The organism is Pseudoxanthomonas sp. JC1303, from assembly GCF_058448525.1.
The window spans coordinates 1,312,913-1,338,554 of record NZ_CP185958.1 but is presented as its reverse complement, the minus strand read 5'-3'; the positions used below and the strand labels follow the sequence as shown (position 1 = coordinate 1,338,554).

At 68.8% G+C, this 25,642-nt stretch carries 13 protein-coding genes; 10 read left to right on the top strand and 3 right to left on the bottom strand.

What is annotated here, in order from left to right; genetic code table 11:
• Nucleotides 1-21: 21 nt before the first annotated feature.
• Nucleotides 22-783, bottom strand: a complete 762-nt coding sequence (locus ACORQU_RS05930; protein ID WP_491643900.1) for a uroporphyrinogen-III synthase — start codon at nucleotides 781-783, stop codon at nucleotides 22-24.
• Between the two features lie 20 nt (nucleotides 784-803).
• Between ACORQU_RS05930 and ACORQU_RS05925 the strand changes: the two genes are divergently transcribed.
• The 5 genes from ACORQU_RS05925 to ACORQU_RS05905 all read left to right on the top strand — a co-directional run bounded on the left by ACORQU_RS05925 (nucleotide 804) and on the right by ACORQU_RS05905 (nucleotide 4,004).
• Complete coding sequence (locus ACORQU_RS05925; RefSeq protein ID WP_491643899.1) at nucleotides 804-1,262, top strand: YiiD C-terminal domain-containing protein; 459 nt, start codon at nucleotides 804-806, stop codon at nucleotides 1,260-1,262.
• A gap of 58 nt (nucleotides 1,263-1,320) precedes the next feature.
• Nucleotides 1,321-1,722 carry a hypothetical protein gene (locus ACORQU_RS05920; protein WP_491643898.1) on the top strand — a complete coding sequence of 134 codons (402 nt, stop codon included), beginning with the start codon at nucleotides 1,321-1,323 and terminating at the stop codon, nucleotides 1,720-1,722.
• 115 nt (nucleotides 1,723-1,837) lie between these two features.
• Nucleotides 1,838-2,272 (top strand): rhodanese-like domain-containing protein, encoded by a 435-nt coding sequence (locus tag ACORQU_RS05915; protein ID WP_491643897.1) that lies wholly within the window; start codon nucleotides 1,838-1,840, stop codon nucleotides 2,270-2,272.
• 125 nt (nucleotides 2,273-2,397) lie between these two features.
• Nucleotides 2,398-2,916 (top strand): protein-export chaperone SecB, encoded by a 519-nt coding sequence (secB, locus tag ACORQU_RS05910; RefSeq protein WP_271648281.1) that lies wholly within the window; start codon nucleotides 2,398-2,400, stop codon nucleotides 2,914-2,916.
• A gap of 56 nt (nucleotides 2,917-2,972) precedes the next feature.
• Nucleotides 2,973-4,004 (top strand): NAD(P)H-dependent glycerol-3-phosphate dehydrogenase, encoded by a 1,032-nt coding sequence (locus ACORQU_RS05905; protein WP_491643896.1) that lies wholly within the window; start codon nucleotides 2,973-2,975, stop codon nucleotides 4,002-4,004.
• Nucleotides 4,005-4,199: 195 nt separating this feature from the next.
• Here ACORQU_RS05905 and ACORQU_RS05900 read toward each other — a convergent pair whose 3' ends face one another.
• Nucleotides 4,200-4,574 (bottom strand): helix-turn-helix transcriptional regulator, encoded by a 375-nt coding sequence (locus ACORQU_RS05900; protein ID WP_271648283.1) that lies wholly within the window; start codon nucleotides 4,572-4,574, stop codon nucleotides 4,200-4,202.
• Between the two features lie 532 nt (nucleotides 4,575-5,106).
• On the opposite strand from ACORQU_RS05900, the gene ACORQU_RS05895 reads away from it, so the two are divergent.
• The 4 genes from ACORQU_RS05895 (at nucleotide 5,107) to ACORQU_RS05880 (ending at nucleotide 21,762) form a co-directional block, all read left to right on the top strand.
• Nucleotides 5,107-7,080 carry a hypothetical protein gene (locus ACORQU_RS05895; RefSeq protein ID WP_491643895.1) on the top strand — a complete coding sequence of 658 codons (1,974 nt, stop codon included), beginning with the start codon at nucleotides 5,107-5,109 and terminating at the stop codon, nucleotides 7,078-7,080.
• 80 nt (nucleotides 7,081-7,160) lie between these two features.
• On the top strand, nucleotides 7,161-16,805 hold the full coding sequence (locus tag ACORQU_RS05890; protein WP_491643894.1) for an Ig-like domain-containing protein: 9,645 nt from the start codon (nucleotides 7,161-7,163) through the stop codon (nucleotides 16,803-16,805).
• Nucleotides 16,802-20,461, top strand: coding sequence for a hypothetical protein (locus ACORQU_RS05885; RefSeq protein ID WP_491643893.1), 3,660 nt, complete (start codon nucleotides 16,802-16,804; stop codon nucleotides 20,459-20,461). Before ACORQU_RS05890 ends, ACORQU_RS05885 begins: the two co-directional genes overlap by 4 nt.
• Before the next feature lie 86 nt (nucleotides 20,462-20,547).
• The gene (locus ACORQU_RS05880) at nucleotides 20,548-21,762 is read left to right on the top strand and encodes an ISL3 family transposase (RefSeq protein WP_491641965.1); all 1,215 of its coding nucleotides are present in this window, start codon (nucleotides 20,548-20,550) and stop codon (nucleotides 21,760-21,762) included.
• A gap of 253 nt (nucleotides 21,763-22,015) precedes the next feature.
• On the opposite strand, the gene putA is transcribed toward ACORQU_RS05880, so the two are convergent.
• The gene (gene putA, locus ACORQU_RS05875; protein ID WP_491643892.1) at nucleotides 22,016-24,964 is read right to left on the bottom strand and encodes a bifunctional proline dehydrogenase/L-glutamate gamma-semialdehyde dehydrogenase PutA; all 2,949 of its coding nucleotides are present in this window, start codon (nucleotides 24,962-24,964) and stop codon (nucleotides 22,016-22,018) included.
• 93 nt (nucleotides 24,965-25,057) lie between these two features.
• Here putA and ACORQU_RS05870 point away from each other — a divergent pair, with 93 nt between their 5' ends.
• Nucleotides 25,058-25,537, top strand: coding sequence for an Lrp/AsnC ligand binding domain-containing protein (locus tag ACORQU_RS05870; protein ID WP_271648288.1), 480 nt, complete (start codon nucleotides 25,058-25,060; stop codon nucleotides 25,535-25,537).
• Nucleotides 25,538-25,642: the final 105 nt, after the last annotated feature.

Here is a 25,642-nt window from a genome sequence, read left to right as displayed (position 1 = left end):
CCGCCACGGCGGGCCCGCATGCTAACGGAAGCGGCGTGAGAACACGGCGTGGGCGGCCTCCACCAGCTGGCCTGGCCGCGGTCCCTCAGCCCGCACCACCGTCCTGAAACCCGCCTGTCCTGCCAGGTCGGCCAGGCGGGCGCTGGCGGCGATCGCGGTCGCGCCGCGCAGGGCGGCGGCCGCGTCCGAGGGAAGCCGGTCCAGCACCTGCCCCAGGGCTTCGCCGCTGCTCAGGGCCAGGAATGTCGGTTGGTCGAGGGCTCGGAGCTTGTTCACGGCCTGCGGCGACAGGGGGATGGGCATGCGGGCATAGACGTCCGCACGGAGCACCTGCGTGCCGCGGGCGGCCAGGGCGCCTGCAAGGACGCCGCGCCCGCCTGGCGCAGTGACCAGGCCGACCGGGGAGGCCTGCAGTGCCTCCAGTTCCAGCAGGCCTTCGCTATCCATGCGCGCTGGCGCCAGCGCGCCGTCGATGCCCGCGCGCCGCAGCGCCTGGCGGGTACCCGCGCCGGTCCCGATCCAGGCCTGGCCCGCGCCCGCCCGCAGCGGAAGCAGGGCATGGGCAAAGTGCACGGCGGCAGGGCTGGTGAACACCACGGCCGGTGCCTGCAGTGCGGCGCGCAGTGCGTCACGGGTAGGCGCGTCGGCGCGTGGCGTCAGGGTCCAGGGGGAGAGCGCCAGCACGCCCGCGCCCGCCTTGGCCGCCGCATGGCGCAGGCCCGCGTGTCCGCCCTGGGGCCGGAGCGAGATGACGTACCATGCGCGCGCTTGACGTGGACCCATGACCGGCAAGAGTACCTGCGATGGATGCCCAACCCCTGCTCGATCCGCTGCGCGCGCTGTGCGCATCCATGCCTCCGGTGGCGGCGATGGCGGTGAGCCTTGACCGTTTCGATGGCACCTGCCTGCATGCCTCGGCGCCGTTGTCGGCCAACGTCAACGACAAGGGCAGCGCGTTCGGCGGCAGCCTCACCGCCTTGATGACCCTGGCCGGCTGGGCGCTGATGACACTCAGGCTCCGCCAGGCGGGGCTGGACGCGGAGGTCTATGTCGCTGACAGCAGCGTGCGCTACCGCGCGCCGCTGCTGCACGACCTGCATGCGCAGGCCTGGCTGGCGCCCGAGGCCGACTGGGACGAGGTGGTGTCGGTCTTCGCCCGACGCGGCAAGGCCCGTGCCTCGCTGCAGGCCAGGATCTGCCTGCCCGACGGGGGCGTGGCCGCCGAACTGTCCGGACGATACGTGGCGCTGTCCAAGGGTTAGGATGCAGCCGGTTCTGTCGGGGAAGTCGCACGTGGCGAGAATTCTGTGGATGGCGCTCATGGCGCTGGTCTTGGTCGGGTCGGCGCTGCCGGCGCAGGCCGTGGGCAAGCGCGCCAAGCAGCGTCAGCTGACCGAGACCCAGATGCTGTTCACCAAGGCCATGCGCTGGGGCGAGTTCGAGCAGGCCTGGAGCGTGGTGGACCCCAAGGTGCGCCAGGAGCGCATGCTCAGCGCGCTGGAGCTCTCGCGCTACGAGCAGATCGAGATCAGCGGTTACAGCGAAGTGGGCAGCATGAGCGAACCCGACGGCACGGTGGTGCGGCTCATCGACGCGCGCATGGTCAACCGCAACACCATGACCGAACGCACCGTGCGGTTGCGCGAGCGCTGGCGCTGGGACGACCAGGACGAGCAGTGGTGGCTGCAGGACGGCTTGCCGGATCTATGGAAAGGGCGCTAGTGGCGATGCCCGCGGTGGACGGCCCGGCGTCGGGTGACCTCGCTCCAGTGCCTGCGGCGGGGCGGCCTGTGCGACAATCGCCGGTCTTTTAGCGCCCTGTATCCTTCTTCCTGTCGTGAACTTCGATCAACTCAAGGCCTTCGCGGCCGACAACGCGATGCTGTCCATGGCCCTGGTGGGCCTGACCATCGCCATCATCGTCACCGAGATCATGCGCCTGTTCCGGGGCTATGCCGGCCTGCGTCCGGCCCAGCTGACCGGGCTGATGAACGCCGAGAACGCGCTGGTCTTGGACCTGTCGGCCAGCGGTGACTTCGAGAAGGGCCACATCCCCGGCAGCAAGAACCTGTCCGGCAAGTTCGACCCCAAGCACAAGCTGCTGGCCGGCGCCGGAGAGCGTCCGGTGGTGCTGGTTTGCCGCAATGGTCAGTCCTCCTCCACGGCCGCCGCGCAGCTCAAGAAGGCCGGGTTCACCAAGGTCTACGTGCTGGAGGGCGGCGTGGCGTCCTGGCAGAGCGCCGACCTGCCGCTGGTCAAGGGCCGCGCCTGATTCCCTTCGCCTGAACAGGCGGGCCGACATCCGCCGGGCTTGAACCCGGCCGGTCGCGCCGCCACCCCATGCGATAATCCCGGGTTTTCCACCCATCACTGCAACCGCACTTTCCGGAGTACATGATGTCCGACGAGACCACCAACGGCGCCGCCGAGGCCGCCAACCAGGCCACCGGCCCGAACTTCACCGTCGAAAAGATCTACGTCAAGGACGTGTCTTTCGAGGTGCCTGGCGCCCCGGGGATCTACTCGGAGAACATCTCTCCGGAGCTCAACCTCAACCTCAACCAGCGCGTCCAGCGTCTGGGCGAGAACGCCTTTGAAGTGGTCCTGGGCGTGACCCTGACCTGCAAGGCCGGCGATAAGACCGCCTACGTGGCCGAAGTGCAGCAGGCCGGCGTGTTCGGCCTGGCCGGTTTCGATGCGCAGACCATCGACGCGCTGCTGGGCACCCAGTGCCCGAGCATCCTGTTCCCCTACGTGCGTCAGCTGCTGAGCGACCTGATCCAGGCCGGTGGCTTCCCGCCGTTCTTCCTGCAGCCGATCAACTTCGACGGCCTGTACGCCGAAACGCTGCGCCAGCGCCAGCAGCAGGGCGCCACCGGCACGCTCGAGAACGATCCGCCGGTCGGCAATGCCTGATCTTGATGCGGGCTGTGGTAACACTTGGTCCCCTGTTCTCAATGCCAGGGGATGAGATGACAAGTTTGAAGGTTGCAGTGCTCGGTGCCGGTTCCTGGGGCACCGCACTGGCTGCATTGATCGCCCGGCACGGCCATCAGGCCGTGCTGTGGGGGCGAGATCCGGGCGTGGCGCAGGCCATCGACACCACGCACGAGAATCCGCGCTACCTGCCGGGCATCGCCTTGCCGGAGACGTTGCGCGCCACCACCGAGCTGGCGGCCGCCATGGCCGACGCCGACCTGATCCTGGTCGTCGTGCCGTCCCATGCCTTTACCGAGACCCTGCGCCTGCTGGCGCCGTTGCGCCCCGACGGCGTGGGCGTGAGCTGGGCGACCAAGGGGTTCGAGCCAGGGTCCAGCCGCTTCCTGCACGAAGTGGCTGAGGACGTGCTCGGACCCGAGGTGCCGTTGGCCGTGGTCACCGGGCCATCGTTCGCCAAGGAGGTCGCGCAGGGCCTGCCCACGGCTTTGACGATCCATGGCGCCGACGACGTCTTCAGCCAGCAGGTCGCCGACGTCCTGCATGGTCCGGCCTTCCGCGCCTACACCGGCAACGACATGATCGGTGCCGAACTGGGCGGGGCGATGAAGAACGTGCTGGCCGTGGCCACCGGCGTGGCCGATGGCATGGGCCTGGGGCTGAACGCGCGTGCCGGGCTGATCACCCGCGGGCTCAACGAGATGCTGCGACTGTCCGCGGCCATCGGGGCGCGCCCGGAAACGCTCATGGGCCTGGCGGGCCTGGGCGACTTGGTGCTGACCTGCACCGGCGACCTGTCGCGCAATCGCCGGCTGGGCCTGGCCCTGGGCCGTGGCCAGTCCATCGCCGAGGCGGTCAAGGAGATCGGGCAGGTGGTCGAGTCGGTGCAGACCGCCGACGAGGTCATGCGGCAGGCGCGCAAGCACGGGATCGACCTGTCGATCTCCGAGGCGGTCAGCGACGTGCTGCACGGCGACATCACTCCGCGCGACGCGCTGGAGCGCCTGCTGGCACGGGAGCAGAAGCCGGAATATCCCGAAACCCTGTTCAAGGATGCCGCGGTGTGAAGGTCGAGCCAGTCTGTCAGCAAATGTCAATTAAGAAAGAAAACCCGCCGCCGGCGGGTTTTTTCTTATCCAAACGCCGCATCGAAGCAACGCGAGTGAGAGACATAATGCGCGAATATGAATTCTTCGGGGCGCCTGCTGTAACCGGTTACAAAACAAAAATGCCGGAGACTTAATGCTTGATCAGGTTGTTCTTCAACCGACCATGGCGCGTAGCAGCTGATAGGCGGCTGAGCGCCGGCGCGGCGACAACTTGCGCATCAGTTGCAGGACATTGCTCTCGACCTCGTCTCTTGCGACGTTCTCCGCCATGTTGGCGAGTAGCTCGCTGTGCTCGGTGGGCGCACTGGCTTCCGCGCTGATCTGGCCGCGCCCGGTGGCCAGCCACTCGAACAGCACTTGCGTGGTGACTGCGATCTGCGCCAGATGCTCGACGCTGGGGTGCGTCCCGCCAGCCCGCTCCCACTGTGCGACCGCGCTGCGCTGGACGCCGACGGTCTGTGCCAGTTGTGTCTGCGAGAGACTCCTGAGCCTGCGTGCCTGCCGGATGCGATCTGCCATGACGTGCATGTGTGAACTCCCTTGGGTGATGTTGCCTGCGGCGCGAGCTGTGGCGGCGCGTGTCGGGTTTTACTAACACAGGCAAGTTTCCAAGTCATCAGAAAGCTGGATTACCCGGCGTGTTAGTGAAACTGACACCCTCCGGGCGCTCGCTGATTTGGAAAAACGCCCGATTTGAATTATCAAAAAAAAAGCGGGCGCCGCGGAGTCACCGACGCGCGGCGTCATGCCTGATCTTTCATTTCATTCGTGGGGGCGGCTTGAACAATATTGCAGACGTCCTCGCACATTCGCGTTGATGCCGGGCTGCATCCCGCGCCTGCCACGCAGGCATCGATTAGGACCCGAGGTATCGGATTCAGCGCAAGGATGGGGGGAGCCGGTGAAGACATCCCAAAATCACGGCCGGGGGCTGGGCGTGTCGATGCGCGCCTTCGCATTGGCGGTCCTGCTCGTCACATGCTGGCCTTTCGCATCCGCCCAGGCGCAGACGGGTTGTACCGCCGGCGCCTGCGTGTCGGCTGGCCCGCGGCTGGTGAGCGTGGACAGTACGCAGGGACCGCTGCTGAATCTCCTGTTCCGCCTGCTGCTGCCCGGTACCACGGTCAATGCCAGCGTCCTGGACTGGAACGCGCTGGCGCAGTCGGATGTCAATCTCAACGCACTGATCACCCAGCTTGGCGCCAACCTGGGGCTGAGCGACACCAGCCAGATCCTCAATAGCCAGTTGACCTTGGCCCAGCTGCGGCTCGCGCTGGTGCAGGTGGCCCAGGCCGATGGCAACACCGCGGCAGTCAGTGCGCTCAACGCGCTTTCGCCGGCACTCAGTGGGCTCTCGGGCACCATCCGCCTGTCGAACCTCTTGCAGGTCAGCCTGCCGCAGGGATCGCTGGCGGATATCGATCTGGATCTGCTGGATGTCGTGACAGGCAGCGTCCAGCTCTACAACTTCTCCAACGTGGCCACCACGCCGCAACCGATCACGGTAGACACCGCGGCGCTGGGTCTGTCGGGAGTCACGGCGCTGCAGCTGTGGGCTCAGGTGGTCGAGCCGCCGACGTACGTCTGCGGTGGCGCGGGAAGCGCGTTCCACACCGGCGCCATCCGGATCAAGCTCAACGCGCAGGCGATCAGCAACTTCGATCTTGCATCGCTACGCACGGCCATCAACGGGCTGGGGGTCAGCAACACCCAACTCTCGGCCAGCGTGCTGACCGTGCAGGCCTACGCCGACATCGCGCGGGCCGAGGGCACCATCACCGCCGTCGATGGGCTGGCCAATACGGTGAGCTTCACCGGGCGCCCTGGCCTGGTGAACCTGTACATCGGCAGCATCCCGGATGCGACGTTCTTCAACCGCAGCCAGGTGATCACCAGCGCGGTGGTGACACCGACCACCCTGACCACCCTCAACCTACGGTTTCAGACCAGCGTATTGGGACTGGGGCTGGTGACCGCACAGGTGCCGCTTGCCGTGCAGGCAAAGGCGGCGGCCACCGGATCGCCCGGCATGCAGTCGTTCACCGTTTCGGCGCCGTTTCCGCAGACGCGCACTGCCAGCGCGGGCACGGTCAGCGCTGGATCCCTGATCACCAGCCTGCTGCAGAACCTGACCCTCACCACGACGGCCGGCGCAGTCTCGGCCACGTTGTTGGGCTCGCCGATCACCACGCCCTCGGCCGTCACCACGCTGGTGGGTCAGGTCGTCAGCCTGACCACCAGCACGCTCTCCACCCAGGTCGTCTCCCTGCTCACGCCGATCCTCAACACGGTCCTGGGTGGACTGGTCGACAACCTGCTGGCGCTGCTGGGCATCCGGATCGGCGAGGCCGTGTTCACCGTCGAGGGCATCGCCCGCTCCTGCGCCGTGGTGCTCAGCCTGCAGAAGGTACTGGCGCCGACCAACGATGCCGGGCGCTTCGACCTCAACATCAGCACCGGCGGCAGCGTGGTCGCGTCTGCGAGCAACGTTGGCAACGGGGGAACGACCACGCCGTTCGTGACCACGCCGCAGAGCACCTACGCACTGGCCGAGGCCGCCGCCAATGGCACCATCTTGAGCCGCTACGCCACCACCTGGGCATGTGCCGACCAGGACAACAACAGCGTCGCCAGCGGCGCGGGCACCAGCTTCGAGTACGTCGCACCGGCCCTGAGCAACGTACCGACCACCGTCGTGTGCCGGATCACCAACAGTGCGCGGCTGGCCGACCTGAGTGTGACCAAGAGCGATGCCAGCAGCAGCTACACGCCGGGCGGCGGCGGCACCTATGTGATCACGGTGAGCAACGCCGGGCCAGCCGACGTCACCGGGGCCGTGGTCAACGACACGCTGCCGACCGGTGCGACGCTGTCCGGCCCCTGGGCCTGCGCCTCGACCGGCGGCGGCAGCTGCCCGGCCTCGGGCGGCAGCGCGGGGGGCACGGTGGTCGCCATCAGCGTGAACCTGCCCGCCGGTGCCCAGGCCGTCATCAACGTCCCCGTCAGCTACAGCGCTGACGCGGCGGGTTACTGAGGCGCAAGGCGACGATGCGCCGGCCTTTCCAACCGCAGCCAGCGCGCCCGAACGCGATCGCCTGGCGGCGCGTGGGCTGCATGCTGTGGCTGACAGTTCTGCTGCTGATGCCGGCCATCGCAGCCGCGCAGACCTATCCGACCACGCTGTCCAACACCGCCAGCCTGACCCTGCCGGCGGACACCGCCGACCCGAATACCAGCAACAACAGCGCCACCGACCAGAATGCGTTGGCGCTGCAGGCCGACCTGTCGCTGAGCAAGACCCTGCTGAGTGCCACGCCGGTCGCCGTGGGGGGGGTCGTCCGCTACCAGATCGCGGTGTCCAACCTCGGGCCGTCGCGCGCGCCGGGCGTGACCTTGAGCGATGCGGTCCCTGCGCAGTTGCAGAACGTCACCTGGACCTGCGCCGCCGGCAGCGTGGCATCGACTTGTGGTGCCTCCAGTGGGAGCGGCAGCGTGTCCCTGCAGTTGGATGTCGGACCGGCCGACACCGTCACCGTGGTGGTCAACGCCACGGCCCCGACCACGACGCCGGCGACCATCGGGGCTAACACGGCCAGCCTCAGCCTGCCGCCCACCATCACCGACCCCGACCCGGGCAACAACACGTCCACCTCGCCGCCCGTGCCGGTGACCCCGGCCAGCATCGTCGCCAACGACGACAGTCTCGGCCCGGTGCAGGGGCGCGCCGGCAGCGCCAACGCCGGCAACGTGCTCACCAACGACACCCTGGCCGGTGCGTCGGTCAGCCCCGGCACGGTCACGCTCAGTCTGCAGACGCCCCCGTCCACGCCCCGCATCACCCTGGACACGGCGACCGGCGTGGTGTCGGTCGCGGCAGGCACTGCGGCAGGCAGCTATCCGCTGGTCTACCAGATCTGCCAGACCAGCGACCCATCCAACTGCGACACCGCCACGGCCACCATCGTCGTGGCGGCCGCGACCCTGGTGGCGAACAATGACACCGCCGGTCCGGTCGACGCGGCCAGCGGGGCGACGGCGGTCATCAACGTGCTGGGCAACGATGCCCTGGGCGGGGCGGCGGTCAACGCCGCCGAGGTCACGTTGACGTCCACCCCGGTCGGCCCGGTCACCATCAATGCCGACGGCAGCGTCGATGTGGCGCCCGGTGCCGCGGCCAACACGTACACGCTGAGCTACCAGCTGTGCGAAGTCCTCAATCCCAGCAACTGCGCCAGCGCCAGGGTCGTGGTCACGGTCGCCGCGACCGCCCCGACGATCAACGCGGTCGATGACGGCGGTACGGTCGGCGGCGCGGCGGGCGGAACCGCGGTCGCCAACGTACTGGCCAATGACACGCTCGGCGGTGTGCCGGCCACGACGTCCAGCGTCGTGCTGACCGTGCAGGGCGGCTCGAATCCGAACGTGGTCCTCGACCCGGCCACGGGCGCGGTCACTGTCGCCGCCGGCACCGCGGCGGGCAGCTACAGCGTGCTGTATCGCATCTGCGAGGCAGGCGCGCCGACCAACTGCGACGACGCCGACGTGGTGGTGACCGTTACCGCCGCCGTGCTGGTCGCCAACGATGACGCCGCCGGTCCGGTGGATGCGGCCACCGGTGCGACGGCGTTGATCAACGTCCTGGACAACGACACCGCCGATGGCGCGGCGCTGACGCCCGGCACGGTGACGCTGACCTCCACGCCCAACGGCCCGGTCAGCATCAACGCCGATGGCACGCTGGACGTCGCCGCCGGCGCCATGCCGGGCACCTACACAGTGAGCTACGCGATCTGCGAGGTGCTCAACCCCTCCAACTGCGCCAGCGCGCAGGCGGTGGTGACCGTCGCGGCGTCGCCTTCCGCATCGGACGCGGTCGATGACGCGTTCACCGGCCTGGCCGGCAACGCGAGCGTCGGCAACGTGCTGGTGAATGACAGCCTGGCCGGCGCCACCCCCACGGCTTCCAACGCGGTTCTCACCCAGACCAGCGGCGGGCCGGCGATCACCATCGACCCCAATGGCACGGTCGGCATCGCCGCAGGCACCGCACCGGGCACATACACCGCCACGTATCAGCTGTGCGAGGCGGCGGTGCCCGCCAACTGCGATCCCGCTACGGTCACGGTGACCGTCAGCGCGCCGCCGGTCACCGTGCATGCGGTGGACGATGCGGTCTCCAGCCTGGCCGGCAACGCCAGCGCCGGCAACGTGCTGGGCAACGACAGCGTCGATGGCGTCGGCGCGACGACGGCCAATGCGACGCTCACCCAGACTGGTGGCGGGCCGGCGATCGCTATCGCGGCCGACGGCACCATCGGCGTGACTGCCGGCACCGCGGCCGGCACCTACACGGCGACCTACCAGCTGTGCGCGCAGGCCTCCCCGACCAGTTGCGACACCGCGACGGTCACGGTGACCGTCAACACCGCACCGCCGGCGGTCGATGCCGTGGACGATGCGTATGCCGTCGTCGCGGGAGGCAGTGCCAGCGGCAGCGTGCTGGACAACGACACCGTCGGCGGCGCCACCGCGACAACGGGTAACGCCTCGCTGAGCCAGACCGGCGGGCAACCGGCGATCACCCTTTCCGCGGACGGCACCGTCAGCGTGGCGCCGGGGACGGCGCCCGGCACTTACGTTGCCAGCTACAGTCTGTGCGCGCAGGCCGCGCCGACCAGCTGCGACACGGCGACTGTGACGGTCACGGTGACGGCGGCACCGGCGGTGGTGGACGCGGTGGACGATGCGTTCTCCGCCACGGCGGGGAGCAGTGCGGGCAACGTGCTGGGCAACGACACCGTCGATGGTGCCGCGGCGACCACTGCGACGGTCAGCGTGAGCCAGACTACGGGCGGGCCGGCGCTGAGCATTGGCGCCAATGGCGTAGTCTCCGTGGCGGCCGGTATGACAGCCGGCACCTATACCGCCAGTTATCAGCTGTGCGAGCTGGCGTATCCCGCCAACTGCGATACCGCTGCGGTGACCGTCACCGTCGTGGCGACGGTCACGCCGATCGACGCGGTGGATGACAGCTTCCACATTGCCGCAGGTGCGGCCAGCGCCGGCAGCGTCCTGTCCAACGACGAGGTGGGTGGAAGCCAGGCCACCTCGCTCAACGTCACCCTGAGCCAGATCAACGGTGGCCCGGTGCTGACGATCAATCCGGGCACCGGCACGGTCAGCGTCGCCGCGGGCACGGCCGCCGGGAACTACACCGCGACCTACCGGATCTGCGATATCGCCTCGCCCGGCGACTGCGACAGCGCGACGGTGACGGTCACCGTGCCGGCACCCGTGCTGGTGGTCGACGCCGTCCATGACGTGTTCTCTGCCAGCGCGGGGTCGACGGCCGGTAACGTGCTGGACAACGACACCCTGGGTGGCACGCCGGCGACACCCGGCATCGTGACCCTGACCCAGCTGGGCGGCACCCCGGCGATCGTCATCGCCGCCGACGGCACGGTCACCGTGGCGGCCGGCACGGCTGCAGGCAGCTACACGGCTAGCTACCAGCTGTGCGAGACCGCGGTGCCGACCAACTGCGACACCGCCACGATCACGGTCAACGTGAGCGCCACGGTAGCCATCGTCGCCACTGACGATAGCTATTCCAGCGCCACCACTGGCACGGTTGGCAACGTACTGGACAACGACAGCGTCGGCGGCGCGGTCGCCACAACGGCCACGGTCAGTCTGGTGCAGACCACCGGCGCGCCGGTGCTCTCCATTGCCGCCAACGGCAGTGTGAGCGTGGCTAGCGGCGCGCCCGCGGGAATCTACACCGCGACCTATCGCATCTGCGATATCGACGATCCCGGCAACTGCGACACCGCGCAGGTCAGCGTGACGCTGACGACAGTCGCAGCGGTGGTCGACGCGGTGAGCGACAGCTACTACGTGGCGGCGGGGACCGCGAGCATCGGCAATGTGCTGGACAACGACACCGTCGATGGCGTGGCAGCCAGCGCAGCCACGGTCAGCGTTACCCAACTGGCAGGAAGCCCGGATCTGGTGATCGGCAGCGACGGCGCGCTGGCGCTGTCCAACGCCGCTGCCGGGACCTACACCGCTAGCTACCGGATCTGCCTGGTCAGTGATCCGGGCCATTGCGACACGGCAAGTGTGCAGGTCACCGCGGCCGCGGCCATCGTCGCGGCTGATGATGCCTTTGCTGCGGCCGCCGGCACGGCCAATGCCGGCAATGTGCTGGACAACGACACGCTTGGCGGCGCGCCGGCGACCACCGGGACGGCCACGGTCACCCAGCTCGGCAGTGGGCCCGCCGTGCTGATCGCCCCAGACGGAACGGTCTCGGTCACGACCGGGGCGGCGGCGGGGACGTACACCGCCACCTACCAGCTGTGCGAGACCGCCGTGCCGTCGAACTGCGACACGGCCAGCGTCAGCGTGGTCGTCAGCAGCGCCAGTGTTGTCCTGGCCGTGGACGACACCTTCTCCAGCGTGGCCGGCAACGCCAGCGTCGGCAACGTGCTAGGTAACGATACGGTCGACGGCGCACTGGCGACCACGACCGAGGTCAGCGTCAGCCAGCTGAGCGGCAGCCCGCAGCTCACCATCGACAGCAGCGGCGTGGTCGGCGTCGCTGCCGGAACCGCGCCGGGCAGCTATACAGCGACCTACCGGATCTGCCTGCTGTCCGACGCCAGCGTCTGCGACACCGCCACGGTGACCGTCACCGTGACCGCTGCCGTTGTGCCGATCGATGCGGTGGACGACAGCTTCAGCGCGTCGGCGGGCACGGCCAACGTGGGCAACGTGCTGGGCAACGACACCGTGGCCGGCGCGCCGGCCACCCCGGCCAATGCCACGGTGGTCCAGCAGGCCGGATCGCCGGAACTGCTCATCGCCGCCGATGGCACCGTCTCGGTGGCCGGTGGCACGGTCACAGGCACCTACTCGGCCAGTTATCAGCTCTGCAGCATTGCGGCACCAGGCGACTGCGATACCGCCAGCGTCACCGTGTCCGTCACCGCGATCCCGGTGGTGGCCGTGGATGCGGTGGATGACAGCTACGTGGTCACCACTGGCGCGACCACGGTCGGCAATGTGCTGGTCAATGACGCCGTGGACGGCGCGGTGGCTTCGGCGTCCAGCGTCGACCTCACCCAGACCGGCGGCACACCGGCAATCAGCATCGCGGCCGATGGCACGGTCACCCTGGCACCGGCCACGCCGGCGGGTAGCTACACCGCCACTTACCGGATCTGCGAGGCGGGCGATCCGGGCAACTGCGACACCGCGACGGTGGCCGTCACGGTCAACGATGTCGCCCCGGCCATCGTGGCGGTGGACGATGGCTTCTCCCTTGCCGCAGGCGGCACCAGCGCCGGCAGCGTGCTGGGCAATGATTCGGTCGGTGGCGTGGCGGCCACGCCGACCAACGTCAGCTTCACTCAGGGCAGCGGCGGACCAACGCTGACCATCGCGGCCGACGGCACGGTGGCCGTGGCCACCGGGACCGCGCCAGGCAACTACACGGCGACCTACCAGATCTGCGCCGTCGCCAGTCCAACCAGCTGCGCCACCGCGACGGTGACCGTGACCGTGACGGCGGCGGCGAACCCGGTCCTGGCCCAGGACGATGCGTTCGCTGCCACGCCAGGCGCGCCGGATGCCGGCAACGTGCTGCCCAACGACACGCTGGGGGGCGTGCCCGCGACGCCGGCGACCGGCACGCTGACCCAGCTTGGCGGCAGCCCGGTGGTGTTGATCGCCAGCGACGGGACGGTCTCGGTCGCGGCGGGCACGGCGGCCGGATCGTATACGGCCACCTACCGGTTGTGCGAAACCGCCAGCCCATACAACTGCGACACCGCCACGGTCACGGTGACCGTCAATGCGACGGCTGCGGCCATCGGCGCGCTGGACGACAGTTTCAGCGGGTCGGCGGGCAGTCCGGCCATCGGCAATGTCCTGGGCAACGATCAGGTGGATGGCGCGGCGGCCACCACCGCCACGGTGACCCTGACCCAGCTGGGCGGCGGCCCGGCCATCGCGATCGTGACCGACGGGACGGTGTCCATCGCGGGCGGGACCAGCGCCGGGACCTACACCGCCAGTTACAGGATCTGCGTCACCGCGCAGCCCACTGTCTGCGATACCGCCAGCGTGACGGTCACGGTGACCGTGGCGCAGGCCGTGATCGTGGCGGTGCCCGACAGCTTCTCCGCCACCGCCGGCACCGCCAATGCCGGCAGCGTGCTGGTCAATGACACGGTCAACGGCGTGCCCGCATCGCCCGCCAGCGTGACGCTGGGCCAGACCGGGGGTGCGCCGGCAGTGAGCCTGGCGGCCGATGGCACCGTCTCGGTCGCGGCCGGCACCGCGCCGGGCAGCTATCCGGCCAGTTACCAGATCTGCCAGGTCGACGCGCCCACCAACTGCGCGACCACCACCGTGACTGTGGTGGTCAATGCGACCGCGCCACCAGTTGAGGCGGTGGACGATGCCTTCAGTGCCAGCGCCGGTACGGCCAATGCCGGCAACGTGCTGGTCAACGATACGGTCGCCGGCGCCACGGCCACTGCGGGCACCGTGAGCCTGAGCCAACTCGACGGCGGGCCCGCGCTGCTGGTCGCTGCCGACGGCGGGGTGGCGGTCGCTGCGGGCGTCGCGGCTGGCACCTACACGGCGCGTTACCGGATCTGCGTGACCGCCTCGCCGACCGAGTGCGCGACCGCCACCGTGATCGTGAACGTCGGTGCGACGCCGGTCGTGGTCGATGCCGGGGACGATGTGCTCACCAGCGCGCCGGGCAATCCCAATGCCGGTAACGTGCTGACCAACGACACGCTGGATGGCACGCCTGCGACGCCGGCCACCGTGACGCTGACCCAGCAGGGCGGCGGCCCGACGATCGCGCTCGGCGCCGATGGCACCATCGCCGTGGCCGCGGGCACGCCGCCCGGTACCTATACGGCCACCTACACGCTCTGCGCGGCCAGCCAGCCGGCCCGCTGCGACACCGCCAGCGTCACGGTGACGGTCACCGCCAGCCCGGTCACGGTGGCCGCGGCCGACGACAGCTTCACGGTGCCGCCCGGCAGCACCACCGCCGGCAACGTCCTGGGCAACGACACGGTGGCCGGCGCCGCAGCCAGCCCGGCCAACGCGGTGCTGTCCCAGACCGGCGGTGGCCCGGTGATCACCCTGGCGCCCGATGGCTCAGTGGGCATCGCTACCGGCACTGCGCCTGGCACCTACACGGCCAGCTACACCCTGTGCGAGGCCGCAACGCCGGCCAACTGCGATACCGCCACCGTGCAGGTCATCGTCAGCGCGGCGACGGTCGTGGCCAATGACGACACCGGCACTCCGGTCACCGGCGCCAGCGGCGGTGCCGCGGTGGCCAACGTACTGGCCAACGACACGCTCAATGGCGCCGCCGCGACGCTGGCGATGACCACGCTGACCCAGGTGTCCTCGACCAGCCCCGGCGTCACGCTGGTGCCGGCGACCGGTGCGGTGAACGTCGCGGCCGGGACCGCATCGGGCAGCTACACCCTGGTTTACCGCCTGTGCGAGACCGCGACCCCGGCCAACTGTGATACCGCACAGGTCAGCGTCGTGGTGCAGGCCGCAGCGCTGGCCGCCAACGACGACCGCGTCGGGCCGGTGAATGGCGCGGCGGGGGCTCGGGACGTGATCAACGTCTTGGCCAATGACCAGTTCAATGCCCAGCCGGCAACTACCGCGAACGTGACCCTGGCCCCCGTGTCGCAAGGGCCGCTGTCCATCGACGCGAACGGCCTGCTGGACGTAGCGGCCGGAACGGCGGCGGGCACCTATCTCATCACCTATCGGATCTGCAGCGTCACCGACCCGGCCAACTGCGACACCGCCACTGTCACCGTGACGGTGCAGCCCGCGCTGCTGCAGGCGGTCGACGACACGGCGCAAACCCCGCAGAACACCGGACAGCTGATCGCCGTCCTGGGCAACGACACGCGCGGCGGCGGCGCCCTGAATGCCAGCACGGTGAACATCACCCAGGTCACCAGGCCAGGCTTCGGTGCGGCGGCCAGCAACGGGCAGGGCGGCATCGTCTACACCCCGCAGGCCAATTACAGCGGCAACGACAGCTTCCAGTACACCGTGTGCGAGACGGCCAGTCCGACCAACTGCGCGACCGCCACGGTCACCATCACCGTGCTGGGAAACCGGATCACGCTCAATCCCGATACCGCCGAGGCGACATCGGCCGCAGCGGTGGAGAGCGCGACGTCCGAGCCGGTGCTGATCAATGTCCTGGGCAACGACACCACCACCGGCGCGCCGCTGGATCCCGTCTCGCTGTCGCTGGCCACCCCCGCACAGCACGGCGCGGTCAGCTGCGATGCGTCAGGCTGTACCTACACGGCCAACCGGGGCTTTGTCGGCACCGATCGCTTCACCTACCGCGTCTGCGATCGATCCACTCCCACGCCGCGCTGCGGGACCGCGGCGGTGACGATCGACGTGGAGAGTCCGGACTTCATCGTCCGACTGCAGCTGTCGGTTGCCGAGCGCATGGTGAGCGTGGGCGACGTGGTGCGCTACACCGCGGTGGCCGAAAACGTCGGTCGCACCCAGCATTTGGACGACGAAGTCATGATCGTTCCGCCTGCGGGCTTCACCTATGTCGAAGACACGATGCGGGTGGACGACGTTGCGCTGCCGGCTGGGCAGGGCGGGGCTCATGTGGCTTCCACCTCGCCCATCATCGTGGGCGGCATCGACTTCGACCCTGGCCAGGCGGTGACGCTGAGCTACTCCCTGCGCGCGGGCGCCGGTGTAGGCACCGGTCCACATGTCAGCCAAGGCGTGGTCCGCGAAGGACCGGATGGCGCCGAGGCCCAGATCAGCAACTGGGCCAGCGCCGAGGTCGAGATCGAAGGCGAGCCACAGCAGGAAGAGAGCCTGGTCCTGGGCTCGGTGTTCAACGATCTGGACGGTAACGGCGTGCAGAGCGCAGGCGAGCGCGGCATCGCCGGCGTGCGTATCGGGTCGGTCGAAGGCCTGGTGACCACCACCGATGGCCAGGGCCGGTTCCACATGATCGGCATCGATGCGGGCAACGCGCTGCGCGGGCGCAACTACATCCTCAAGGTCGATGCCGCCACGCTGCCGCCGGGCACCACCTTCACCACGCCCAACCCGCGCGTGCGCCGGATCACCGCTGGACTGCCGGTGCGCTTCGACTTCGGCGTCCGCGTGCCGCAGCGGACGGCGCAGCAAGACCCTGCCATGCGCCAACTCACCCTGTCGCCGGCCTTGTTCGACCCGACGGGGCAGGCCGAAGCGGCCCATGCAGCCATTTGGGCGGAGATCGCCGCGCAGCTACGGCAGTCCCCGGCCGACGTCACCGTGGTGCTGGATGCCGGCGGCGCAGCGCCTGCGGTGGCACGCGCGCTGGCGGCACAGGCCGCGCTGCGTGCGGCGGGCGCAGACAGCGATGCCGTGGTGGTGCGCGACCCGCAACGCGGTGCGCGGGTCCGGCTGACCAACGGGCAGGCGACGCTGTCGGAGACCTGCTTCGATGGCGATGCATTGGCCGATGACGCATCGGCCCTGCTGCGCGCCCTCGGCGAGGCATTGGCCGAGGGCCGGCTGACAGCCGTGCAGGCCAGCGCGGTCGACCCGGTGCACCTGCAGGCGCGACAGGCCGCGCTGGACGCCCATCTGCCGCAAGGGCCACGCGTGCTGCCGGCCGCCGGTCGCGATGTTCCGGCTGCGTCGACCACGGGGGGCACGCCATGAAGCGCCGCCGTCTCTCCGGCCCGCTGCTGGTGGTGGTCGTAACCATCGCCCCGGCGCTGCGTGCCCAGCAGGTGCAGCCGCAGGTCACCGACTGCCAGACGCCGCCGTGCCCGGCGCCCGCGCCGCTGTACACGATCAGCGAGCCCGACCGGACCATCGTGCAGCCCGGGACCGGGAGCGATCCCCTGGCGCCGACCCAAGCCACCACGCCCGAGGCCTACACCAGTAGCCCGAGCCCGGTCGCGATGCCGGTGGGCGGCGCGCTGGAACTGGCCGGCGGCGGCGTGCTGTGGGCGACAGAGGATCCTGCCCTGGCCGAGCCGGTGCTCAACGTGCAGGCCGGGTCGATGATCCCGTTCGAGGCAGGCCGCATCACCCGGGCGGTCCGCTTCCACAGCTACAGCAACTACACCGCTTTCATTGACCGGCTGCAGGTGAGTGTTTATCGCGCCAGCGACACCGACCTGGTGACGCCGCTGGCCACGGTGGACCTGCCGGTGACGCCGCTGGGCGACGCCACCTGGGATGGCACGCTGCCCGAGCGCCTCAACCTGCGCGAAGGCGATGCGCTGCTGTATGTGGCGCGAGCCTATGGCGCCGACGGCGCGTTCGACGAAACACGTGCGCAGCGCATCGCGCTGGTGACCGAGGCCGACTACGCGCGCGGCACCGAACTGGCCAGCACGACCGCGCTGCGGCAGGACGGCCAGGCGCTGGGCGGCGAGGCCGCGCTGGACCAGTCGCTCACCGACGCGGTCTACGGGGTCAACGGACTGCGCCTGCAGAACATCGCCATCCGCGGCTCGCGTGTGCGCATCCAGGGCACCGACATCCCGCGCGGCACGCGCTTGAGCATCGACGGGCGGAACTTCCCGGTGCTGCCGGACGGGCAGTTCGCCGCCGAATTCCTCGAGCCAGTGGGCGCGCATCGCTACCAGGTGCAGGCCATCGCGCCGGGCCAGGCGCCGGTGCGCGAGACGGTCGATGTGCAGGTCAGCGGCACCTATGCCTATGCGGTGGGCATCGCCGATGTGACCCTCTCGCGCAACACCTCCAGTGGCAACACCGAGCCGATGGCGGCCGACGATGGCAGCACCGGTGACGGATTCCTCAAAGAAGGCCGGCTGGCGTTCTATGCCAAGGGCAAGTGGCGCGGGAAGTATCTGATCACCGCGCATGCCGATACCCAGGAGAAGCAGCTGGAGCATCTGTTCGATGGCTTCTTTGAGGCCGAGGCCGACGACGTCTTCTGGCGACTCGACCCGGACTTGTACTACCCGACCTACGGCGACGACTCGGTGACTTATCGCGACGTGGACACGCAGGGCAAGCTCTACGTGCGCGCCGAGTGGGACCAGAGCCAGGCGCTGTGGGGCAACTTCGCCACCAACTTCTCCGAGACCGAATACGGCCAGTACAACCGCGCGCTGTACGGCGCGGCGCTGGATTGGCGCTCGCGCGCGACCACGCCGCTGGGCGAGGCGCGCAGCCAGGTCAAGGCGTTCGGCTCGCAGGCGCAGACCGCGCTGGGCCACAGCGAATTCCTCGGCACCGGCGGCAGCCTGTATTACCTGCGCCACACCGACGTGCTGCGCGGCTCCGAGCAGGTCACCATGGAGGTGCGCGATCCCACCACCGGCCTGACCGAGGCCAGCGTCGGCCTGCAGCGCGGCGTGGACTACGAGATCGACGAACTGCAGGGACGCCTGTTCCTCACCCGGCCGCTGGCGCAGATCACCCGCGAGAACGTACGCAGCCTGACCCGCGACACGCCGCTGGATGGCTATGAGCAGATCCTGCTGGTGGACTACGAGTATGTGCCAGACAACTTCGACACCGACGACCTCAGCCGGGGCGTGCGCGCCAAGCGATGGCTGGGCGATCACTTCGCGGTCGGCGGCACCTACGTCGACGAGAGCCGCGGTGGTGATGACTACACGCTGAGAGGCGCCGACGTGACGCTGCAGGCCGGGCGCGGCACGTATTTGAAGGCCGAGCTGACCCGCACCGAGGCCACGGCCGCGCCGATCTTCTATTCGGACAATGGCGGCCTGAGCTTCATCCAGCGCAATCCTGACCAGGGCGACCGCTCCGGCCAGGCGTGGGCGGTGGAAGGACGCGCCAATTTCAAGGAACTGGGCTGGACCGAGCGCGAGTGGACCGTGGGGGCCTGGTGGCATGAGGTGGACGCGGGCTTCTCGATCTCGCGCTACGACACCGGTCAGCCGGTGACCGAATACGGCGCCGAGTTTCTGGGCTATGTCACCGACGACTTCAACCTCTACGGGCGCTATACCCGGGCCGAGCTGGGCGCGCAGTCGCTGAGCCAGACCCAGCTCACCGCCGACTGGCGCCTGGGCGACAAGGCCACCGTGGGCGGCGAGCTGCGCCGGGTGGAGGAGCGCGGCACTTCCACCCCGTCAGATGCGATGCTGGGGGCGCTGAGCTATCGCTACCGGCTGACCCGCGCGCTGGAGCTGTATGGCGTGGGCCAGCTGACCCTGGACGACGATGGCGGCGCCTACGCCCGTAACAACCTGCTCACGGTCGGTGCCGAGTACCAGTTCGGTGACCGCTCCACCATCGGTGGCGAACTCAGCGGCGGCAGTCGTGGCCATGGCGCGCAGGTGCAGGCCGAGTACCGCGTCAACCGCGACCAGACCGTATACGGCGCCTACCGCTACAGCAGCCATCAACTGACCGACGCGCTCTGGTACGACAGCAGCACCACCGCGCAGAACGGCTGGACGCTGGGCCAGCGCTGGCGGGTGACCGACCGGCTCAACGTCTACAACGAGAGCCAGCAGCTCAAGGACATCGACAGCGAGACCTCCGGGCTGACCAACACCCTGGGCCTGGACTACGCGCCGGCCGATGGCTGGACGATTGGCGGCACGCTGATGGACGGGCGCCTGGACTCGGCCAGCGGGCAGGTGCGGCGCCGCGCCTACAGCGTCAGCGGCGGGCGCAATGATGCGCGTACGCAGTGGTCGAGCAAGCTGGAATACCGCCGCGACAGCGGCGCCGAGCAGCGCACCCAGTGGGTGACCACCAACCGCCTGGCGATCAAGCTCAACGAGGATTGGCGCCTGGCCGCGCGCGCCAACTACGCCGATACCGATGACAAGCTCAATCCGCAGGCCGGCGCCAAGCTGGTGGAGAGCAACGTCGGCTTCGCCTGGCGCCCGCACGACAACACGCGTTGGGCGGCCTTCGGCAAGTACACCTATCTCTACGACGTGGCCTCGCTGGGCCAGGTGGGGGGACAGACCTATGACCAGCGCTCGCACGTGCTCTCGCTGGAGGGCGTGGTCCAGCTCAACGAAGACTGGGAACTGGCCGCCAAGCTGGCCGCGCGCCGAGGCGAGCAGCGCCAGGGCCGTGGCACTGGCGACTGGCTGGACAACCGCACGCAGTTCAGCGCCCTGCAGCTGCGCTATATGTTGGTCGCCCAGTGGGAGGCCATGGCCGAATACCGCGTGCTCGACGTGCACGACGGCGGCAAGCGCATCGGCTGGCTGGTGGGACTGGATCGGCAGGTCGGCGAGAACTTCAAGATCGGGATCGGCTACAACTTCACCGAGTTCAGTGACGACCTGACCGAGCTGGAGTACGACCAGCGCGGATTCTTCCTCAACCTGGCGGGCTACTACTAAAAAAAAGGTTCTTCGCTGATTAGCGTGGAGCTTTTCCTGCCTATCGGTACCCTCGACGACTGACTTTCAGGGCTCGAGGGTGGGTCATGTTGGACCGGAAGACGATAGAGAGGCTGGGCGGCTGGGAAGGCTACCGGGTGGAGCGGATCGTCTGGCCGGAAGGCGAGAGCCGAACCGTCACCATCTACCTCAAGCCATCGGGACGCACGATGTACTGCGAGCAGTGCGGCAGCCGGTGCCGCCAGGTCCATGAGACGACCGTTCGCCGGGTTCGGGACCTGCCACTGATGGCGCTTCAGGTGAGGCTGGTGGTGCCGCGCCGGCGGGTCTGGTGCGAGCAGTGTGGCGGGCCGCGGCTGGAGAAGCTGGCCTGGCTGGGGCGTTACCAGCGGGTCACCGACCGGTTGGCCGAGGCGGTCAGCCAATTGCTTGTATCCAGCAACATCATCGCTGTGGCGCGCTTCTTCCAGCTGGGCTGGCACACGGTCAAGTCGCTGGACAAGGCTAGGCTGCGCCAGATGATCCAGGAGCCGGACTGGAGCCAGATCCACTATCTAGCGATGGACGAGTTCGCCCTGCACAAAGGCCACCGCTATGCCACGGTGGTGGTCGATCCGATCCGTCGCCAGGTCCTGTGGGTCGGCAACGGCCGATCGCGCGAGACTGCCAGGGCCTTCTTCGAGCAGCTTCCCGAGGGGGTTGCCAGGCAGATCCGGGCGGTGGCCATCGACATGACCACCGCCTACGAGCTGGAGATCCAGGCCAACTGTCCCAACGCGGAGATCGTCTATGACCTGTTCCATGTCGTGGCCAAGTACGGACGCGAGGTAATCGATCGGGTGCGGGTAGACCAGGCCAACCAGCTGCGGAGCGACAAGCCGGCCCGCCGGGTAATCAAGTCCAGCCGCTGGCTGCTGTTGCGCAACCGGGAGAACCTGGACCGACGCCAGACGGTGCAGTTGGACGAGTTGCTGGAAGCCAACCAGCCGCTACTCACCGCTTATCTGATGCGAGACGAGCTCAAGCGCCTGTGGTTCTACCGCCATCCCGGCTATGCCAGAAAGGCCTGGGATCACTGGCTGGAGCAGGCCCTGGGCAGCGGCATCGCCTCGCTATCCCTCTTTGCACAACGGCTCAGGGCCTACCTGAACGGGATCCTGTCCCGATGCCGGCACCCGCTCAATACCAGCATCGTCGAAGGCATCAACAACACCATCAAGGTCATCAAGCGCAGGGCCTACGGCTACCGCGACCAGGAGTACTTCTTCCTCAAGATCCGCTCAGCCTTCCCCGGTATTTAGCGAAGAACCAAAAAAAAGCCCGGCCTGAGAGGGCCGGGCTTCAGCGCGATGCACGATGGGAGAGAGGTCATCGCGTCGCGTGCGTTCGCCAGAGCCACCCCAGCGAGCACGGGACCAAGTTTCCTCCCCCAAAGAGAAATCAAACGTTAATTTTTGAACTTAACGGTTTATGAATTCAGGCGGCAGTTCAGGACCTCAAGAATCCGTGTCAGCCGTGCGTCGCGATGTGTCATCGGCTGTGACGCCTGCAGGCTCAATGGCTCCCCATCAGCAACTCGACATCACCCCCGGCAGCGGTGGTGTTGATCGTCACCACCGACTCGGCGCAGAAGCGCGGCAGGTAGTTGGGGCCGCCGGCCTTGGGCCCGGTGCCGGACAGGCCTTCGCCGCCGAACGGCTGCACGCCGACCACCGCGCCGACCATGTTGCGGTTGACGTAGACGTTGCCGACCTCGGCCTGCGCGGCGATGGCCTGGGCGCGGGTATCGATGCGGGTCTGCACGCCCAGGGTCAGGCCGTAGCCCAGTGCATTGATGCGTTCGACCAGGGCCTCGACATCGCCCTTCCAGCGCAGCACCTGCAGCACCGGGCCGAAGATCTCCTCGCGCACGTCCTCCAGGCGCTCGACCTCGAACGCCACCGGCGCGATCGCGGTCGCGGGCGCATCGAAGGCCAGGGGCGCCCGCGCGATCAGTCGGCCGCGTCCTTCCACTTCGGCGATCTGCCGCTGCAGCGTATCGAAGGCGTCCTGGTCGATCACCGGGCCCAGGTCGGTGGCCAGGTACGCCGGATCCCCCACGCGCAGCAGGCCGATGGCCCCGGCGAGCATGTCGATCACGCCGTCGGCGATGTCCTCCTGCACGCACAGCACGCGCAGGGCCGAGCAGCGCTGGCCGGCACTGCGGAAGCTGCTCTGCACCACTGCGTCGATGACCTGCTCGGGCAGGGCGGTGGCATCGACGATCATCGCGTTGAGGCCGCCGGTCTCGGCGATCAGCGGCACGATCGGGCCATCCTTGTCGGCCAGGGTGCGGGCGATGGCCTTGGCCACCGCGGTGGACCCGGTGAACACCACGCCGCCGGTCTTCGGGTGGGCGACCAGCGCCGCGCCGGTCTCGCCGGCGCCGTACACGCCGGCCAGCGCATCGGCCGGCACGCCGCAGCGGTGCAGCAGCTCGATCATCGCCGCGCCCACGCCCGGGGTCTGTTCGGCCGGCTTGGCGGCCACCGCATTGCCGGTCACCAGCGCGGCCACGACCTGGCCGGTGAAGATCGCCAGCGGGAAGTTCCACGGGGAGATGCAGACCCACACGCCGCGTCCGCGCAGGGCATAGGTGTTGCGCTCGCCGGTGACACCCGGGAGGACCTGCGGGGCCATCAGGGTGCGTGCCTGGGCGGCGTAATAGCGGCAGAAGTCCGCGGCCTCGCGGACCTCGGAGACCGCATCGCCCCAGGTGCGTCGGCCCTCGCGCACGATCAAGGCGCACCACTGGGCCAGATCGCGTTCCAGTACATCGGCGGCCTGCTCCAAGGCGGCGGCGCGGGTCTCCACCGGCGTGGCGTTCCAGGCCTTCTGGCCGGCGGCTAGGCGCTGCATCAGCGCGTCGATCTGGTCGATCGGGGTCAGCGCCGGCGCGGGCAGCGATGCCTGGGCGTAAGCGGCGGTCAGCGCCTGGGCCATGTCCGCATCGGCGGTGTCGGTACCGGCGGTATTGCGGCGTGCGCCCAGGATGTCCAGCGGCAGGGTCACCGCGCTGTCCGCGGTGACGTGCAGCGGCGAGGTCACCAGCGCACTGGCCGGCAGCGTGTCATCGGCCAGCTGGTGGACGAAGGAGGAATTCGCCCCGTTCTCGAGCAGGCGACGCACCAGGTAGGCCAGCAGGTCCTTGTGCGGGCCGACCGGCGCGTACACGCGCAGGCCCACGTCCGGGTATTGCCGGTGCGCGGCGTCATGCACGGCCTCGCCCATGCCGTGCAGGCGCTGCAGCTCGAACGGCACACCGGCCGCGCGCGCCAGATGCAGCACGGCGGCGATCGTCCCGGCGTTGTGGCCGGCGATCTGCGGGTAGATCGCGTCGGGCATGCCGAACATCGCCTGCGCGCAGGCCAGATAGGACAGGTCGGTGTGGTGCTTGTGGGTGAACACCGGGAAGCCGTCCAGGCCCAGTTCCTGAGCGCGCTTGATCTCGTAGTCCCAGTAGGCGCCCTTCACCAGGCGCACCATGAAGCGCAGCTTGCAGGCGCGGGCGATACGCGCGACTTCCTCGATCGTCTCCAGCGCGCGGGTCTGGTAGGCCTGTACGGCCAGGCCAAAGCCATTCCACTGCGGATACTTCGCCGACACATGCCGGGCGACGGCTTCCAGCACGTCCAGCGACAGGGCCAGGCGTTCGCTTTCTTCCGCGTCGATGGTCAGGTTGAGGTCGGCCTGGGCCGCAGCCTCGGCCAGCTCGCACACGCGGGGCACCAGGTGCGCCATGACGTGGTCGTGCTGCACGGCCTCGTAGCGCGCCTCGATGGCCGAGAGCTTGATCGAGACACCGTCTGCCTGCTCCACCGGCACGCTGCGGTCGCGCCTGGAGGCCAGCGCGGCGATGGCCGCGTGGTATTTGCGCATGTAGGTCTGCGCGTCCGCATCGGTGCGCGCGCCCTCGCCCAGCATGTCGTAGGAAAAACGCAGGCCCTTGCGCGCCTTGCGCTGCTTGCGGGCGTCATCCAGCGCCTCGTCCAGGGTCTCGCCCATGACGAACTGCTTGCCCATCAGCTGCACCGCGCGCACGGTCGCGGCGACCACCGCCTTGGCGCCCATCCTGGAGAAGAACCCCGCCTTCTGGCCGTCCTCGCCCAGCATCTTCTTGGACAGGCTGATGGCTTGGTTGGACAGCGTGGCCAGCCAGGACTGCGAGGCGCCGGAGAAATCGGCGCGGCCCAGTTGGTCGGCGGTCAGGGCCATGGCCGTGTCGGCATCGGGCACGCGCAGCAGGGCTTCGGCCAGGCGCATGAGGGCCAAGCCTTCGGCGCTGGAGAGCGGGAATTCGCGCAGCAGCGTTTCCATGGCGAAGGCCGAGGGCTTGGATGCGCGGACTTGGCCGATCCAGCCGATCGCATCGCCGCTGGCCAGGGCCCAATCCAGTCCCTGCAGGCGCTGCAGCAGCGCGGTGGTGACCTCGGCTTCAGGACGATAGGGACTAGGTAACCGCATGATTGACCACCTGTTAGCGAGGGTGCTGGAGATGTGCCATTCTCATCCCGGATTCGCCGTGCTTTGTTCGGTTGACGGGACTATGATCCGGCGATGAGCCAACTTCCTGCTGCGCTGGACCGGACCGACCGCAGAATCCTCGCCCTGCTGCAGCAGGACGGCCGGATCACCAATCTGAAGCTGGCCGAGGCGGTGCATCTGTCGCCGACCGCGACCCTGGAGCGGGTGCGGCGGCTGACCGCCGAGGGTTACATCATCGGCTACCGGGCGCGGCTGAATCCGCAGAAGCTCGGCGCCGGGATGCTGGTGTTCGTGGAGATCCTGCTGGACCGCACCACCCACAACATCCTGGAGCAGTTCCAGGCGGCGATCAAAGACCAGCCCGAGGTCATGGAATGCCATCTGGTGGCCGGCGGCTTCGATTACCTGATCAAGCTGCGCGCGGCCGACATGGCCGACTACCGCGAGCTGGCCGGCCGCGTGCTGTGGAAGCTGCCGGGCGTGCGCGAGGCCCGGACCTACGCGGTGATGGAAGAGGTCAAGAACAGCGCGGACCTGTACCTGGATATCTGACAGGTCTGCGCGTGGGAGTCGCCACGGCGGCGATGAGGCTTTACCGGTAAAGCCACTCGCCGCCATGGCGACTCCCACGTAAGAAAAGAGACGGCGCCTTGCGGC